Genomic DNA, 16,486 nt, shown 5'->3' on the forward strand with positions numbered 1-16,486 from the left:
TTATTTTCCGTTTGCCAAGTTTTCGTCGTATACTTTGACTGATTCTCGTATCATTAGTGTAGTTGCTAATTGGATTTTTTTATCCTCTATTATTTGATTGTTTATTCGATTTTGGAGTATCTTCGTCCCTTGTTCACACATTTCTTTTACAGGTTTGTGGACACTTGTAAGGGGAGGAGTGAGATACGACACAACTGGCGAATCGTCAAATCCGATCAAAGAAATCGATTTGGGTACTTGCAGATTCGCGACATTGATTGCTCGCAGTGCACCGATAGCAGTATCATCATTCCCACAAAAAACCAAGGTTGGTCGTTCAGGAAGTGCAAGTAACCGGTTCATATTTTGCCAGCCGCTCTCTAAGCTGTAGTCCCCGTTTAAAAACAAAGATTCGTCAATTGGGAGGTTCGCTTTTTTTAAACTATGCAACACCCCTTTTTTTCGTTCATTCGTTGAATGGAAATTTTCTGAGCCGCCAATGTACGCAATTCTTTTATGTCCTAAGCGGATCGCGTAGTCGACTGCTTGAGAAACGCCTGCAGAGTCGTCAGCGACTACATTGAGAATTTCTGGATCTTTTACATGTCGGTTGATCACGATAAAAGGGAAATTTTTATTTTTCAGATAATCGATCAACGGTTGATCTTCGTCACTTTGACTCAGAATGATCACTCCATCATAGCGTTGCAGATTGATTTCAGAAAGAACCAACGTATCAATACTTTCGACCGATAAACTATAATTTTTATCTAAAGCTTGGCGGACACCAGAAATCGCCTCTGCTAAAAAGCTTGAGCTTGTTCCTTTTTGAAGGCTGGAGAAGAATAAGCCAATCAAATATTTTTTTTGATTGACGAGACCTTTTGCACTGAAGTTTGGTACATAGTTCAGCTCTGCCGCAATCGCTCGGATTTTTTCTTTTGTTTCTTCTTTTATCAAACGGCTGTCATTTAATGCGCGAGAGACAGTCGTGTGGGAAACTCCCGCTGTTTTTGCAATATCTTTGATAGTTACCATGGAATCATTACTTTCATTATCGACTTTTGTTAACGCATTCATCATATTATGTTAAGGGTAATAAGTCAATAGAGCCTTGGTAATAGTATGTTGCACACGTTAAAAATTTATTTGGATATTCCATTTGAGATATGCTATTCTAATAGAGGAACATACTCATCTGATTAGATGAGTATCAATTTTACATAAAATGTAAGCCTTTTATTTCTTAGGAAAAGAGGGAGAAAATGAAGAAAAGTACATTATTTTATAAGATTTTTTTACCGATATTTTTACTAGGTACGTTTTTAGTGTTAGGGTTTAGTCTATTTATTTATAAAACGACTTATGAATCGATCGAGACAAATTATTTATCTGATAAAGAAAGCTTACTCAGACAGATCAAAACGAATATTGAATGGAAAATCCGTACCATTGAGTATTCTTTCTCGACTTATGGCTCGACAAAAAATTTTTCGGATATTTTTACAAAGCCTCTTTCCTATAAGGAATACCCTGTATATTCTGAAGTACGAAAAGAATTGAATTTTATTGAAACGATTGTGATGGATGATAATACCTATGATCTGATCAGTTTAAAAGGAAAATGGGGAGTAATCAATGGTTCGTTAAGTCAGCTTTCAGAGGAAGAAATCAGCAATTATCGAAATAAATACATAAATAACAATAATAATTTATTCTGGAAAAAACAGCCTAAGGGAATCGAAATGATCATTGCATTACCAATGTTTGTCCAAGATAAATATGCACTGGGAATTGCGTCGATCGACAATTATACACTCAATAAAACCATTGAGCAAAGTGGTGATGATGTCCTCAAGATCGAAAATGATCAAGGGATACTATTTAATGAAGAGCATTCTTCCCAAAATGATTTAACGTATCAAAAACTAGACGATTTACTTGAATACAATAAGACAAAGGTACTGCATCAAGACGGAAGAAACTATGTTTTACTGAAATCAGACTATAACAATTGGATCTATAGTTTAGAAGTCGACCAAAGTACTGTCGGAACAATGATCAGAAATCTAAGAATCGGTTTGCTTACCGTTTCTATGACCTTAGTTGGTTTGGTTTGCTTCTTGTCTTATTCTTTTTCAGAGCGATTTTCTCGACCGATTTCTCAAATCCAAGAGCGTTTGAATCTCAAATCTCAAGGGTTCAACCAAAAAGAATTAGATGATGTAGCCCATTCAGTCAGTCAAATCATTGGTGAGAATGAGTCATTAAGCGCAAATCTAGTGACACAAAAACCACAACTTGAAACGTTGTTCGTTCTTAGTTTATTCCGAAATCGAGTAGAAAAACGGGAGTTGGCGCAGCGACTCCAGCAATTTGGTTACAGTGCAGAGGATGAATGTTATTACACGGCACTTGTTCAAATCGATCTATTAGAAGATAGCCATGGCGGTGAACGTGATCTATTGCTTTTAGCGATCAATAATATGATTGCGGAAATCGTTCCAAAAGAAAATCGAATGATCCCAATAGTATTGAACGAAGAAATGCAAGCAACGATCTATCGAATGAAAAAGGGACACACTGAAGCAAGAAAAGAAGTGATGGCTTATTGTCGCCAGATCCAAAAGGCGATTAAAGAGTACTTGAATTTGACGGTAAGCATCGGTGTCAGTGAACAATTTGAAACGTTGAATGAAAGTAAACAATCCGTTGACCGTGCAAAAGAAGCACTTTATTATCGGGTAAACACAGGACCAAATTCAATTATTTTTTATCAGGAAATCGTGTCTGCTGATCATGAAAAAACATTGATCCGCTATCCGGTAGAAAAACAAAACCGCTTATTTGAAGCCATTCGGTCAGGTGAGCAGGAAATCGAAGAACCTTTGCATGCGCTGATAGTAGAAATGTTTAGTCAGAATAAAAATCCGTTAAGTAGAGAAGTAGTAGTCATCCGCTTGATCAATGAGTTAGTTCAATTAGGACAATTATTAGGTGTGGATACAACGGATTTTGAAGATTTAAAACAACTCTATATAAAAGTCCTAAATACTTATCACCCCAAAGAATTAGAAAAAGTAGTACTAAATCAATTAGTTATACCGATCACACGAGGATCTCAAGAAATCACTGAGCAAGAGTTCAAGACGCTCTCAGAAAATATCATCCATATCATCTATAATGAGTATGATCAAGACTTGTCTTTGGATGTTATCGCAGATCGCTTGCACTACAATCCAAATTATTTAAGTAGTGTATTTAAAAAAGAAACTGGCGAAAATTTCGGCGATTTTGTTCAAAATCATCGATTAGAAGTCGCGAAACAGTGGTTGCGGGAAACGAATTTTTCGGTAAAAGAAATCGCAGAGCGGTTACGGTATCGCAATCCACAGAATTTTATTCGTTTCTTTAAAAAGAAAGAGCAGATCACCCCTGGAGAATATCGTAAGAAGAGCAGCTGATGATTCCTTGTAAGAATATGGATGGGAGGCTGGGACAGAAGTGTTTTTTACTTTTGTCCCACGCTCTTGCTCAAAAAAGCCGTATCATCTCGAAAATAAGAACTTCGAGTGATACGGCTTTTTAGTGGCTTGAATGAAGAGCCTCGTCCATACGTAGCTTTATTTTTGTAAAATCAACCTTTGACAGAACCGACCAAGGCACCTTTTACAAAATATTTTTGAACAAATGGATAGGCAATCAGCATTGGGACAGTCGCAATAACAATAACGGCCATTTTGATTGTCTGAGCCGGCGGGACAATGTCAACAGCGCTGCTTTCCGCTTGCATCCCGCTTGAAACGATAACGATCTGACGAAGTAAGATTTGGATCGGCCATTTCGCAGAATCATTGATATACAAGATTGCTGTCATGTACGTATTCCAGTAAGTAACTGCGTAGAATAAAGAAATCGTTGCGATAGATGGTAAAGCTAAAGGCAACATGATTTTGAAGAATACACCAAAATCAGTACAACCATCCATTTTGGCTGATTCTTCTAAACTATCAGGTAGTGCTTGGAAGAAGTTTCTCATAATGATCATGTTCATCGCATTGACAGTCACTGGTAGGATCATGGCCCAGTAAGAATTGACTAGCCCAAGTGATCGGACAACTAAGAATGTAGGAATCATCCCGCCGCTAAACAACATTGAGAATACAACCATAAAATTGACGAATCCTCTACCAAATAAATATCTTCTTGATAAACCATAAGCCATCAATGAGGTAACACACATACTCACGATAGTTCCAACACCTGTGACACCAATTGACACGCCTAACGCTTTAAAAATAGTTGGTGTAGACAAAATGTACCGATAGGCATCCAATGAGAAGGTCGTGGGAAATAAGATGAATTTTTTCTCAACGACCTCTTGGGTGGAAGCAAATGAGGTAGCAATGATGTTTAAGAATGGCACGATACAGATTAAAGCAAGTAAGATTAAAAAGGTATTATTAAAAATGTTAAAACTTCTTTCTCCAATTGAGACTTTCTTTTTCATAATCGTAGAATGTCCTCCTTTAATAAATAAAATATTTGTATACGCTTAATTTATCATTTGGATAAAATTACGTACATAATCATTTTTTTGGTAGTCTGAAAAGGGGAGAAAAAGAACAAATAAGAAAAAATGCAAAGTATCATTAATTGTGAAAAGATTCATTAGTTGTAGCGTAAAACGCCTCTTTGAAAGCGTTTTACATACAGTGGAAATGATTATATACGTAATTAAATGGATTCTTTATGATAATACCATAAGCTAAAAATCACAAAACAAGGAGGGGCTTATGGAAAGTGTAAAAAAACCAGAAACGTTTCAATTGGCACTATCTAAACAAGAAGAAAAAATACGAAAGCGAAGAAAGACGATTGCAGGAATCAAAACAAATAAACTTTTGTATTTGATGATTTTACCTGGAATACTGTACTTTGTGATCTTTAAGTATTTGCCGATGGGGGGGCTAGTCATTGCGTTTCAAGACTACCAACCATACCTTGGTATTTTAGGTAGTCCATGGGTAGGGTTCAAACATTTTATTCGTTTATTTACAGAACCGACATTTTTTACTTTATTAAGAAACACGTTGATTTTATTCGGACTGAATATTTTTGTTTTTTTCCCGATGCCGATTGTTCTATCTCTTCTATTAAATGAAGTGACAAACAAACGCTTGAAAAATGGGATTCAAACAATCATCTACATTCCTCATTTTATGTCTTGGGTAATCATCGTATCGATCACGTATGTTTTCTTAAATGTGGACGGCGGGGTATTGAATGAACTTTTTGCCAATGTAGGTTTGGGTAAAATCAGCTTTTTGACTTCGCCGGATTGGACAAGAACTGTTTATATCGGTCAAGTAATCTGGAAAGAGTTAGGATGGTCGACAATCATTTATTTATCTGCCATCACAGCAGTCGATACACAATTATATGAAGCAGCTGAAATGGATGGAGCTGGACGTTTACGAAAGACATGGCATGTCACGTTGCCAGCCATCAGACCGGTGATCATCACCTTATTGATTTTAAAAATCGGACAGACACTGGACTTAGGATTTGAACATATGTATCTATTGTTAAATTCATTAAATCGTAGCGTAGCAGAAATTTTTGACACGTATATCTATACCGCAGGATTAAAAAATGGACAGTTGAGTTTTAGTACGTCGATGGGCCTATTCAAAGGTGTAGTTGGCCTGTTCATGGTAGTGATTGCGAACAAGATTGCCAAGAAACTAGGAGAAGATGGTGTGTATTAAACACAGGAAGGAGTGAAAGACATGCTGCAATCATTGGATAAGATAAATGGTCGTTTGAACCGTTTATTGCAGTTAGTGTATTTGAATTTTTTATGGGGCGGTTTGGTCATTGCAGGCCTGGGGATTTTTACCTTGGGACCAGCAACTTATGCAATGGTCGCAGTAATTCGTCAATTATTACGCTCTAAAGAATCATTTCCAGTAACACGAACCTATTTCAACTATTTTAAAGAAGGTTATCGCGAAGCATTGATAATGAGCTGGATCTATAGCATCATCGGCGGGATACTGTTTGTTGATCTGCTATTTGTACAGAATTGGTATTTGCGGATTGCACTATTTGTCATTGTATTTTTTTACTTGCTTTCGGCAATCTACATCTATCCAATCATGGCTCATTATGAATGGAAAGGGTACTTTTTCAAAATGAAAATGGCATTTTTGTTCGGCTTTTCCCACTTGCACTATTCACTTGTTCTAATGGTAGTTGTAGGAAGTGTTTATTTGCTCTTGATACAAGCAATACCGGGTGTTTTAACTTTTATTGGTGGTAGCTTCTTCTTTTTCGCGATTACTTGGACAGCCAACCAAATCTTTTGTCGTCTGGAATTGAAGAACTCATATATAGAAAAAACAGAAAATGACAAAAAAATACTAACAATAGTGAAGGAGAAAATTTATGAAAAAAGCAACGCTCGTAAAATTAGGTCTTAGTTTCGCCGGGATACTCGCATTAGCAGCATGTGGTAGTAACTCAACAAAAAGTGCATCAGAAACAGAAGATGGGAAAACGAAAGTCACTTGGTTGAATGTACTGCACACAGCTTCTCCACCAACTGATAAAATCGTTGATCTGATCGAAGAAAAAACAGATACAGAAATTACGTTCAACTGGATACCTGATGCTTCGAAAGAGGAACGCCTAACTACAGCTTTAGCTTCAAATGAACTGGGCGATATTGTTACATTGCAAATCGCTATGCTGAAGAATTCCTCTGTACGTAACGCACTAAAATCAGGCGTTTTCTGGGATGTTTCTGATTATATTTCTGATTATAAAAATTTAAGTAAAATATCTGAAGACAGAATAAATGCTGCCAGCATCGATGGAGCTTTGTATGGTGTGCCTTTACAAAAAGATTATGCACGTGCGGGTTTAGTTATCCGTAAAGACTGGTTAGATAATTTGGGATTAGACGTTCCGACAACGACAGAAGAATTATATGAAGTAGCAAAACAATTTACAGAAAACGACCCAGATGGTAACGGTGTTGCTGATACTGTAGGGTTTGGGGATCGTGCACCAAGTGATATCCGTTATACTAGCTTCAAATTATTTACTTCTTATTTTGGAGCGCCAAATGGCTGGGCAGTCGATGATAAAGGGAAATTCACACCAGAATTTGATACAGAAGAATATATGAAAGCAATGAACTATTCAAGAGACCTATATAAAAACGGCTATCTTGCTCAAGATTTTGCGGTAACGCAAAAGACTGACCAACAAGAGCAATTTGCACAAGGTAAAACAGGGATTTACACTGGAATGATCGACATCAAAAACTTGAAGAAAATGGGTCAAGGCATTCAAGAAGGAATGGAATTAGTACCAGTAAATAAAATCTCTGATGGTAAAGACGGCGACTATCATGTATGGTCCGAAGGAAACGGTGTAGGTGGATTGTTGGCATTCCCTAAATCTTCTGTAAAAGATGAAGCACAGCTGAAAAAATTATTGAAATTCGTAGATGATCTATTGGAAGAAGACGTGTACAAGTTGATGACTGGTGGGATCGAAGGAACGCATTATGAACTTCAAGATGATGGCGCGATCAATTTTATCGACATGGATCTATGGCAACAAGATGTGCAACCGTTATCAAGTTCAAGACCAAGTGAAATCACATTCTCATTCAAAGATGCTGATCCTGAAAAAGAGTTATCGAATCAGTTAGTTGAAGAAAATACAAAATTTGCTGTTCTTGATCCAACAGTACCTTTAGATTCAGAAAAAAATAATGAAGTTGGTTCAGAAATCCAAAAAATCGTAGTCGATGCCACTGTGCAATATATCATGGGTCAAACCGATGAAGCTGGGTTCAAAAAAGCCGTAGCTGATTGGAAAGCACAAGGTGGAGATCAAATCACGAAAGAATATGAAGCCGCATACAAAGCAGCGCAAAAGTAAGACTAGGATAGAAAGAATATGAAAAATTCTTAATTGTGTTGAATGAGCGTGAGGCAAAAGTAAGTAACACTTTTGCCTCACGCTCTAAATACGAATAAATGGCAGAAATAGAAACAGCTCCTTGGAAAATAAGCCGAAGTTCAGAAGAATTTGCATAGTGATCTTTCTGAATATCTTCTTATTTAACGGAGCCAAATCCTTCTTTTCTAGCCTCTAGTTTTTTTAATTGAACGATAAAGGAGAAAAATAGTGGAAAAATTGTCACAAAAATTAGCGCAAAGTATCATGGAACGAACACCTCTTTTATATGAAGAAAAATGGTACAAAGGGAAATGGTCGTATGACTATGGTGTTGTCTTAAAAGGATTTCAATTATTATGGAAGAAAACGAAGGAACAGGAATATTTTGATTTCATCAAAACGAATATCGATTATTTTGTTCAAGAGGATGGATCTATTCGTGGCTATAGCGTGAAAGAATTCAATATTGATCATGTGAACACAGGAAAATTGTTCTTTCTACTTTATCAAGAAACTGGTGAAGTGAAGTATAAAAAAGCTGCGGAATTATTGATGCAACAGTTGGACAATCATCCACGGACATCGGAAGGTGCGTTTTGGCACAAAGAAATCTATCCGTACCAAATCTGGTTAGATGGATTGTACATGGGGGCACCTTTTTATGCAGAATTCATCCATCAGTTTGCGGAAGAGAAAGAGTATCAAGATGTATTACAACAATTTGAAATCAGCTATAAACATTTATTCGATGCTAAGACGAAGTTGTTGATCCATGCATGGGATGAGAAAAAAGTCCAACCTTGGGCGGACCCAGAGACAGGTTTGTCACACCATTTTTGGAGTCGATCAATTGGTTGGTACTTGATGGCAGCTGCTGATACGTATGAACTTTTACATGAAGAAATCGATTGTTCATTACTGAAAGAGATCTTAGTTACAACGCTGCAAGCATTATTACCTTACCAAGAAACGAATAGTGGAACGTGGTATCAAGTAACGACTGAAACCCAGCGTAAAGGAAATTATTTGGAGGCATCAGGAAGTAGCATGTTCGTCTATGCAATGGCGAAAGCAGTCCGTCTAGGCATTTTAAAGAAAGAAGAATGGTACGACCAAATCAAGAAATCACATCAAGGGTTACTTGATGAGTTTGTATTAGAAACAAAAGAAGGGTGGCTTAACCTAAATAAGAATTGCCAAGTCGCTGGTCTTGGAGGTGCTGATCAAAGAGATGGTTCTTATGCTTACTACATCAGTGAACCAATTATTTGTAATGATCAGAAAGGTGTCGGTGCTTTTCTACAAGCATTGATTGAAGTGGAGGAATTGTAATGTATGACATTCTAGAATTTGAGGCATCTACAGAAAAAATGAATACCGAAGCCATTCAACAGGCAATTGATCAAGCAAATAAAAATGGTGGCGGTTGTGTGTTCATACCGACAGGCGAATTTTTAACTGGGGCATTATTTTTGAAAAGTAACGTCGAATTGCACTTGTCAGCTGGAGCTGTACTGAAATTTTCAGACGATCCGAATGATTACCCAGTTGTTTCCTCTCGGTGGGAAGGGGTGCATCAAAAAGTTTATGCTTCTTGTATTTATGCTGAAGGACAAACGAATATTTCGGTAACCGGATTTGGAAAATTAGATGGTAATGGAAAGAAGTGGTGGGATACTTTTAGAAATGATCGACAGAATTTGGCATATCCTCGTCCTAAGTTGATTAGTTTCCACCATTGTCAACGTATTACTGTTAAAGATATCCAACTAATCAATTCCCCTAGTTGGACAATCAATCCAATTTTATGTGAGAATCTTACCTTTGACAATCTGACTATTTTGAATCCAGCTGATTCTCCAAATACAGATGGAATTGATCCAGAATCTTGTAAGAACATCCGAATCAGTAATTGCCATATCGATGTGGGAGATGATTGCATCGCTATCAAATCTGGCACGGAAGACACTAGTGAAAAAGTTGCGTGTGAAAATATCACGATTGTCAATTGTACGATGGTCCATGGTCATGGTGCAGTGGTATTAGGGAGTGAAATGAGTGGAGATATTCGAAACGTAGTCATCTCGAATTGCGTATTTCAAGAAACAGACCGAGGAATCCGACTGAAATCGAGACGTGGTCGTGGTGGTATCGTGGAAGATGTGCGTATCAATAATATTGTCATGGACCAAGTGATGTGTCCGTTCATCTTGAATCTGTATTACTTCTGTGGGCCTCGCGGTAAGGAACCATATGTTTGGGAAAAAACACTTTATCCAATTGATGAACGTACGCCGAAGTTTCGCAGAATCCATTTTTCCGATATTACAGCAAGAAATGTTCATGCATCAGCAGGATTTATTTATGGATTGGCAGAGCAGTTTATTCAAGAAATCACCTTTGACCGCATTGCTATTTCAATGGCAGAAGAGGCGATTTCGGGAGTGCCAGCAATGATGACCGGGTTAAGTGAGATGAGTAAACAAGGATTTTACCTAGGGTTTGCAAAACAAGTGACATTCAACCAGATTTCTATAGAAAATCACGATGGACCGGCTTTTGTGTTAGAAAATACGGAACAAATAGAAATTTCTGGATTGCATTCTACACAATCAGACGATCCGGAAGAATTGATCGTGAAAAAGCAGTTTTCTTATGAAACTAATTGAGTTATTAGGTACATCTTCTTTCCGAAAAAAACCGCAAGGAAAAAAATTGACTCGTCGGAAGCAAGATGGGTATGTAGTTGAATGTTATCAACTAGAATTGAATGAATTGGAAACGGTACCTGCGATTTTTGCATTTCCAGATAAATCGGGGCCGTTTCCAACGGTGATCTACCTTCATTCACACGGCGGTGATTTTACTAAAGGTAAAAGCGAGTTGCTGTATGGTGAAAAATACCTTGCATCCCCTTCTTTTGCAAAGGAATTAACAGACATGGGGTACGCCGTTTGGGCAATTGATGCTTGGGGATTTGAAGAACGTGGAGGAATTTCAGAAAGTGAATTATATAAGCGTTTTTTGTTAACTGGTAAAACATTATGGGGCATGAGGATCTTTGATGTCATCAGTTTGATCAACTATTTAGCGACAAGAGAGGATGTTGATATAAATAGATTAGCGACCATCGGGATGTCTATGGGAGGTTTAATGAGCTGGTGGACGAGTGCGTTAGATGACAGAGTGAAGGTGTGCATTGATCTAGCGGCACAAGTGGATATTGAAACGTTACTCGAACATCGTCGACTTGATCATCATGGCTTTTATTATTACGTACCTAATTTACTAACAGAATATTCAACTTTAGAAATACAAGAGCGGATTGCACCAAGACATAGGCTGAGTCTAGTGGGGAAAAACGATACGATGTGCTTAGATGAAGGTGTTGTAAAATTACGACAAGGATTGAATGAAAAATACGAACGACTTGGTTATCCTGAAAAATTCGTTTCCCAATCAGTTACTGGTGGTCACATGGAAACCCAGGAAATGAGAAAAATATGGAAAGATTTTCTAAAGGAGCGGTTGTAGTATGAAAATTGAAAAATGGGTCAGCAAGAAAAGTGAGAAAAATCCCGCGGCTTTTTCAACGATTCAAGAAGGAGTCGCCTATATGGCGAAACAGCCAAACGAAACTAAGAAAGTTTTGTATATCGAAGAAGGAGTGTATCTGGAAAACGTTGCGTGTCGCTTAGCTAATTTTACTATGAGTGGTCATGGAAATGTTGAGATACGAGGAAATCATTACGCTAAGCAGAAATTATCTGATGACTCTGAACGGGGAACTTTTCGAACAAGTACTGTTTTAATAGAAGGAAATAGCATCACTTTAGAGAACTTAACCATTTCAAACACGGCTGGTCCTGGCGAAAAGGTGGGACAAGCAGTGGCGTTATTCAATATGGGTCATCAAACAGTGGTTAAAAATTGTCGTTTGAGTGGCTACCAGGATACACTTTGCACTGGTCCATTACCTCTGCTTCAAAAAGATGGTACTCCTTTCGTTACACCGGCAGATGACGTGCATCGTTTTTGTAGACAATTATACGAAGATTGTTGGATCGAAGGGACGATCGATTTCATTTTCGGTGGAGCACAAGCTGACTTTATTCATTGTACGATCCATAGCCGTCAGAGTAACAATGTTGGGTATATTACAGCCGCCTCCACTCCTCAAGATCAAGAAAACGGCTATCACTTTAAAAATTGCGTAGTAACGGCAGATGAAAATACAGCGCCGGTTTATCTAGGCCGTCCATGGCGCCCCTTTGCTAAGGTCGTTTTTGAAAGTTGTAAGATGGCGAACCATATCCATCCAGCAGGTTGGGACAATTGGCAAAATAAAGAGAATGAAAAGAGTGCTTACTTTTTTGAACGGAACAATTGGTATCCAGGAACGGTAATAAGACCATCTTGGATACACTTTGAAAGGAGGGAATAAGATGAAAAGAAAGTGGGAAGCAATAGTAGGTATAATTGGCGGAATACTGGCGCTAGTCTTTTTTGGCGGTTTAGCAGTAACACTGAAAAAAATGTCCGTAAAAGATTTTGAAACAAGTTATCAGGCATTGAAACTGGAAAAAACAGGAACGCTAGACAATACATTTCACTTATTACAAGATATGACGGGGCTGTTCGCCATCACCTTGTTTATTTCATTGATTTTTCTTGTAGTCGCTGTATTCTTTTCAATAAAAGAAAAATATTTGATCATCGCTGCTAGTTTATACCTTGTTGCAGGATTGATATTATTACTGGGTACGCAATTTATTGCTTTTCCATTTACCTTCTTCTATTTTATGGCTGCTGTTTTAACAGTCTATCGAATCAAGATCAAGAAAGGACAAGTGGGGAATGTATGAAGTAAAAGTTGAAAATCCTATTTTAAGAGGATTTAATCCAGATCCTAATATTTTGAGGGTCAATGATATGTATTACATTGTTGTCTCTTCATTTGAGTGGTTGCCAGGTGCAAGAGTTTATGGATCTACAGATTTAGTCAATTGGCATTATGTAACAGATATCTTGCACCACCAAGTAGGTTTAAAGGGGAATCCAACGAACGGCAGCATCTGGGCTCCGCAACTTAGTTATGCTGATGGACAATTCTACTTTGTTTTTACAGATGTAAAAAGTGTTGCTCGCCCTTTTAAAGATGCGCATAATTATTTGATGACAGCAAAAGATATCAATGGGCCATGGACTGATCCAATTTATTTAAATAGCAGTGGTTTTGATCCTTCCTTGTTTCATGACATACACACAGGGAAAAAATGGCTCTTAAATGAACAGTGGGATTATCGGATAGAAACTCCTAATAAATCAGCAGGAATTGTTTTGCAAGAATATGATCCTAAAGAAGAGGCGCTAATAGGCGAAATCTACCCAATATTTTCTGGTACTGTTCTTGCAAAAACAGAAGCACCACATTTGTATTTTGTAAATGGCTATTATTACTTATTAACGGCGGAAGGTGGAACGGGAAGAGGGCATTCGGTTACTGTCTGCCGGAGTAAAGCAATAACCGGTCCTTATGAACTAGCCCCCAACTCACCAATATTAACAGCAAGTGATAAACCGGATTCTTCTCTACAGTGCACAGGTCATGGTAGTTTAGTCCAAACGGAGAATGGACAGTGGTATATGGCCTATCTCTGTACAAGACCTCTAAAAGATGCAGCGATTTTAGGGCGGGAAACAGCTATTCAGGAGGTATATTGGACAGAGGATCACTGGTTGAGTCTAAAGAGTGAGGGAAATTCGCCACAAAAAAATACGACAGTTCAGACAGTAGATAAAGTCGAACAACAGGTAAATCATCATTTTTTGGATACTTTTGAACGAGGTATCAGTCCGATATGGAATACCCGTCGTATTCTACCAGAACGTACATGGTGTGATGTAAATAGTCGTCAGGGCTACTTGAGAATCCATGCTGGAGAATCGATCCAATCTACATTTGATCATCATTTGCTTGCTATACGTCAAACAGATTTTTCTTTTGAAGTGACTACCTCATTTGAGTATGAACCAACACACTTTAACCAGATGGCTGGATTAACATTGTATCTTAATGAAGAAAATTATTACTACTGCTATGTTACTTGGGATGAAACGGTAGGGAAATGCTTGCGTATGATCCAATCAGTGAAAGGAGAAGTGTATTTAGATACTTGGGCAATTCCTTTACATGGAGAGCAAGTCTATTTAAAAGTTGATGTGAAGGATACTCAGGCTTTTTTCCAAGTGAAGGAAAAAAAGAGTGAACGGTGGGAAGTGGTAGGATCTGCAAAAGACGTGACCACTTTATCTGGAGGCTTTACAGGGAACTTTGTTGGAGTTGGGGTCCATGATCTCAATAAAAAGAAAGGCAGCTACGCAGATTTTTCTTTCTTTGAATACAAAGGTAGAGATTAAAAGAATAAGAAGAAAAAAATAAGGTCTAGCTAAAATTTATTTTTAACTTGACCTTTTATTTTTTTAATGGTAAAGTAAACAACGTTGTTGAAACGTGAAAACTTCAATGAAATTTATTTAGAAAAATTCATTGACAAACATAAAAGCACGTGATAAGATAACTAAGTCGTTTGAAAAGAACCTATTGAAAAGCTTGATCTAATCAAGAAAAACTTCAAAAAAGTTCTTGACAAATAACAAAAGATAAGTTATGATATACGAGTTGCTGAAAGATTTCTAAAAACGAAATCAAAAATAACTTTTAAAAAACAGTTGACATTCACTTGTCACTCTGATATGATATAAAAGTTGCTACGGCAATTCAAGTAGACCTTTGAAAACTGAACAAAGTAAGACAAACCAAATGTGTAGGGCGTCTTGATTGATTCAAGACAACAAACATTTTTAACAAGCAAGCAATATGCTAGCAAACAAATTGAGCTTAACAATCGCAAGATTGTTCTAACTTTTATTATGAGAGTTTGATCCTGGCTCAGGACGAACGCTGGCGGCGTGCCTAATACATGCAAGTCGTACGCTTCTTTTTCCACCGGAGCTTGCTCCACCGGAAAAAGAAGAGTGGCGAACGGGTGAGTAACACGTGGGTAACCTGCCCATCAGAAGGGGATAACACTTGGAAACAGGTGCTAATACCGTATAACAATCGAAACCGCATGGTTTTGATTTGAAAGGCGCTTTAGGGTGTCACTGATGGATGGACCCGCGGTGCATTAGCTAGTTGGTGAGGTAACGGCTCACCAAGGCCGCGATGCATAGCCGACCTGAGAGGGTGATCGGCCACATTGGGACTGAGACACGGCCCAAACTCCTACGGGAGGCAGCAGTAGGGAATCTTCGGCAATGGACGAAAGTCTGACCGAGCAACGCCGCGTGAGTGAAGAAGGTTTTCGGATCGTAAAACTCTGTTGTTAGAGAAGAACAAGGATGAGAGTAACTGTTCATCCCTTGACGGTATCTAACCAGAAAGCCACGGCTAACTACGTGCCAGCAGCCGCGGTAATACGTAGGTGGCAAGCGTTGTCCGGATTTATTGGGCGTAAAGCGAGCGCAGGCGGTTTCTTAAGTCTGATGTGAAAGCCCCCGGCTCAACCGGGGAGGGTCATTGGAAACTGGGAGACTTGAGTGCAGAAGAGGAGAGTGGAATTCCATGTGTAGCGGTGAAATGCGTAGATATATGGAGGAACACCAGTGGCGAAGGCGGCTCTCTGGTCTGTAACTGACGCTGAGGCTCGAAAGCGTGGGGAGCAAACAGGATTAGATACCCTGGTAGTCCACGCCGTAAACGATGAGTGCTAAGTGTTGGAGGGTTTCCGCCCTTCAGTGCTGCAGCTAACGCATTAAGCACTCCGCCTGGGGAGTACGACCGCAAGGTTGAAACTCAAAGGAATTGACGGGGGCCCGCACAAGCGGTGGAGCATGTGGTTTAATTCGAAGCAACGCGAAGAACCTTACCAGGTCTTGACATCCTTTGACCACTCTAGAGATAGAGCTTCCCCTTCGGGGGCAAAGTGACAGGTGGTGCATGGTTGTCGTCAGCTCGTGTCGTGAGATGTTGGGTTAAGTCCCGCAACGAGCGCAACCCTTATTGTTAGTTGCCATCATTTAGTTGGGCACTCTAGCAAGACTGCCGGTGACAAACCGGAGGAAGGTGGGGATGACGTCAAATCATCATGCCCCTTATGACCTGGGCTACACACGTGCTACAATGGGAAGTACAACGAGTCGCGAAGTCGCGAGGCTAAGCTAATCTCTTAAAGCTTCTCTCAGTTCGGATTGTAGGCTGCAACTCGCCTACATGAAGCCGGAATCGCTAGTAATCGCGGATCAGCACGCCGCGGTGAATACGTTCCCGGGCCTTGTACACACCGCCCGTCACACCACGAGAGTTTGTAACACCCGAAGTCGGTGAGGTAACCTTTTGGAGCCAGCCGCCTAAGGTGGGATAGATGATTGGGGTGAAGTCGTAACAAGGTAGCCGTATCGGAAGGTGCGGCTGGATCACCTCCTTTCTAAGGAATATTACGGAGACTACACTGGTTGTTTTATA

General features: G+C 38.9%; 12 protein-coding genes and 1 rRNA gene. 11 read left to right on the forward strand and 2 right to left on the reverse strand.

Annotation, left to right across the window (positions count from 1 at the left end; translation table 11 throughout):
* On the reverse strand, nt 1-1,017 hold the full coding sequence (locus CJZ72_RS06905) for a LacI family DNA-binding transcriptional regulator (RefSeq protein ID WP_005876088.1): 1,017 nt from the start codon (nt 1,015-1,017) through the stop codon (nt 1-3).
* Between the two features lie 227 nt (nt 1,018-1,244).
* Between CJZ72_RS06905 and CJZ72_RS06910 the strand changes: the two genes are divergently transcribed.
* The gene (locus CJZ72_RS06910; protein WP_081134618.1) at nt 1,245-3,443 is read left to right on the forward strand and encodes a helix-turn-helix domain-containing protein; all 2,199 of its coding nucleotides are present in this window, start codon (nt 1,245-1,247) and stop codon (nt 3,441-3,443) included.
* 173 nt (nt 3,444-3,616) lie between these two features.
* Here the strand turns inward: CJZ72_RS06910 and CJZ72_RS06915 are convergent, their stop codons facing one another.
* Complete coding sequence (locus CJZ72_RS06915; protein ID WP_016177309.1) at nt 3,617-4,489, reverse strand: carbohydrate ABC transporter permease; 873 nt, start codon at nt 4,487-4,489, stop codon at nt 3,617-3,619.
* A 286-nt stretch (nt 4,490-4,775) separates the two neighbouring features.
* Here CJZ72_RS06915 and CJZ72_RS06920 point away from each other — a divergent pair, with 286 nt between their 5' ends.
* From CJZ72_RS06920 to CJZ72_RS06965, 10 genes are all read left to right on the forward strand, one after another.
* Nucleotides 4,776-5,750, forward strand: a complete 975-nt coding sequence (locus tag CJZ72_RS06920) for an ABC transporter permease (protein ID WP_081134616.1) — start codon at nt 4,776-4,778, stop codon at nt 5,748-5,750.
* 21 nt (nt 5,751-5,771) lie between these two features.
* Nucleotides 5,772-6,464: a YesL family protein gene (locus CJZ72_RS06925; protein ID WP_095443716.1), complete on the forward strand. Its 693-nt coding sequence runs from the start codon at nt 5,772-5,774 to the stop codon at nt 6,462-6,464.
* A complete protein-coding gene (locus CJZ72_RS06930) occupies nt 6,430-7,938 on the forward strand; it encodes an extracellular solute-binding protein (protein WP_081134612.1) in 1,509 nt (502 codons plus the stop codon). The genes CJZ72_RS06925 and CJZ72_RS06930 overlap by 35 nt, the downstream gene beginning before the upstream one ends.
* Nucleotides 7,939-8,187: 249 nt before the next feature.
* Nucleotides 8,188-9,291, forward strand: coding sequence for a glycoside hydrolase family 88/105 protein (locus CJZ72_RS06935; RefSeq protein WP_081134610.1), 1,104 nt, complete (start codon nt 8,188-8,190; stop codon nt 9,289-9,291).
* Nucleotides 9,291-10,628, forward strand: coding sequence for a glycoside hydrolase family 28 protein (locus tag CJZ72_RS06940; protein WP_081134608.1), 1,338 nt, complete (start codon nt 9,291-9,293; stop codon nt 10,626-10,628). The genes CJZ72_RS06935 and CJZ72_RS06940 overlap by 1 nt, the downstream gene beginning before the upstream one ends.
* A complete protein-coding gene (locus CJZ72_RS06945; protein ID WP_081134606.1) occupies nt 10,615-11,493 on the forward strand; it encodes an alpha/beta hydrolase family protein in 879 nt (292 codons plus the stop codon). Before CJZ72_RS06940 ends, CJZ72_RS06945 begins: the two co-directional genes overlap by 14 nt.
* Nucleotide 11,494: 1 nt before the next feature.
* Nucleotides 11,495-12,403 (forward strand): pectinesterase family protein, encoded by a 909-nt coding sequence (locus CJZ72_RS06950; RefSeq protein ID WP_081134604.1) that lies wholly within the window; start codon nt 11,495-11,497, stop codon nt 12,401-12,403.
* A gap of 1 nt (nt 12,404) precedes the next feature.
* The gene (locus tag CJZ72_RS06955) at nt 12,405-12,824 is read left to right on the forward strand and encodes a DUF4064 domain-containing protein (protein ID WP_081134602.1); all 420 of its coding nucleotides are present in this window, start codon (nt 12,405-12,407) and stop codon (nt 12,822-12,824) included.
* Nucleotides 12,817-14,379 (forward strand): glycoside hydrolase family 43 protein, encoded by a 1,563-nt coding sequence (locus CJZ72_RS06960; protein ID WP_143348106.1) that lies wholly within the window; start codon nt 12,817-12,819, stop codon nt 14,377-14,379. The genes CJZ72_RS06955 and CJZ72_RS06960 overlap by 8 nt, the downstream gene beginning before the upstream one ends.
* A 509-nt stretch (nt 14,380-14,888) precedes the next feature.
* Nucleotides 14,889-16,448: ribosomal RNA gene (locus CJZ72_RS06965) — 16S ribosomal RNA — on the forward strand.
* Nucleotides 16,449-16,486 lie beyond the last annotated feature (38 nt).

The sequence above is a fragment of the Enterococcus durans genome (genome assembly GCF_002277935.1).
Lineage (GTDB): Bacteria > Bacillota > Bacilli > Lactobacillales > Enterococcaceae > Enterococcus_B > Enterococcus_B durans.

Excerpts from the sequence above, each read along its gene's own strand:
- CJZ72_RS06905 (WP_005876088.1), bottom strand. The coding sequence starts at position 1,017 with ATGGTAACTATCAAAGATATTGCAAAAACAGCGGGAGTTTCCCACACG.
- CJZ72_RS06925 (WP_095443716.1), top strand. The coding sequence starts at position 5,772 with ATGCTGCAATCATTGGATAAGATAAATGGTCGTTTGAACCGTTTATTG.
- CJZ72_RS06950 (WP_081134604.1), top strand. The coding sequence starts at position 11,495 with ATGAAAATTGAAAAATGGGTCAGCAAGAAAAGTGAGAAAAATCCCGCG.
- CJZ72_RS06945 (WP_081134606.1), top strand. The coding sequence starts at position 10,615 with ATGAAACTAATTGAGTTATTAGGTACATCTTCTTTCCGAAAAAAACCG.
- CJZ72_RS06910 (WP_081134618.1), top strand. The coding sequence starts at position 1,245 with ATGAAGAAAAGTACATTATTTTATAAGATTTTTTTACCGATATTTTTA.
- CJZ72_RS06920 (WP_081134616.1), top strand. The coding sequence starts at position 4,776 with ATGGAAAGTGTAAAAAAACCAGAAACGTTTCAATTGGCACTATCTAAA.
- CJZ72_RS06960 (WP_143348106.1), top strand. The coding sequence starts at position 12,817 with ATGTATGAAGTAAAAGTTGAAAATCCTATTTTAAGAGGATTTAATCCA.
- CJZ72_RS06915 (WP_016177309.1), bottom strand. The coding sequence starts at position 4,489 with ATGAAAAAGAAAGTCTCAATTGGAGAAAGAAGTTTTAACATTTTTAAT.
- CJZ72_RS06955 (WP_081134602.1), top strand. The coding sequence starts at position 12,405 with ATGAAAAGAAAGTGGGAAGCAATAGTAGGTATAATTGGCGGAATACTG.
- CJZ72_RS06930 (WP_081134612.1), top strand. The coding sequence starts at position 6,430 with ATGAAAAAAGCAACGCTCGTAAAATTAGGTCTTAGTTTCGCCGGGATA.
- CJZ72_RS06940 (WP_081134608.1), top strand. The coding sequence starts at position 9,291 with ATGTATGACATTCTAGAATTTGAGGCATCTACAGAAAAAATGAATACC.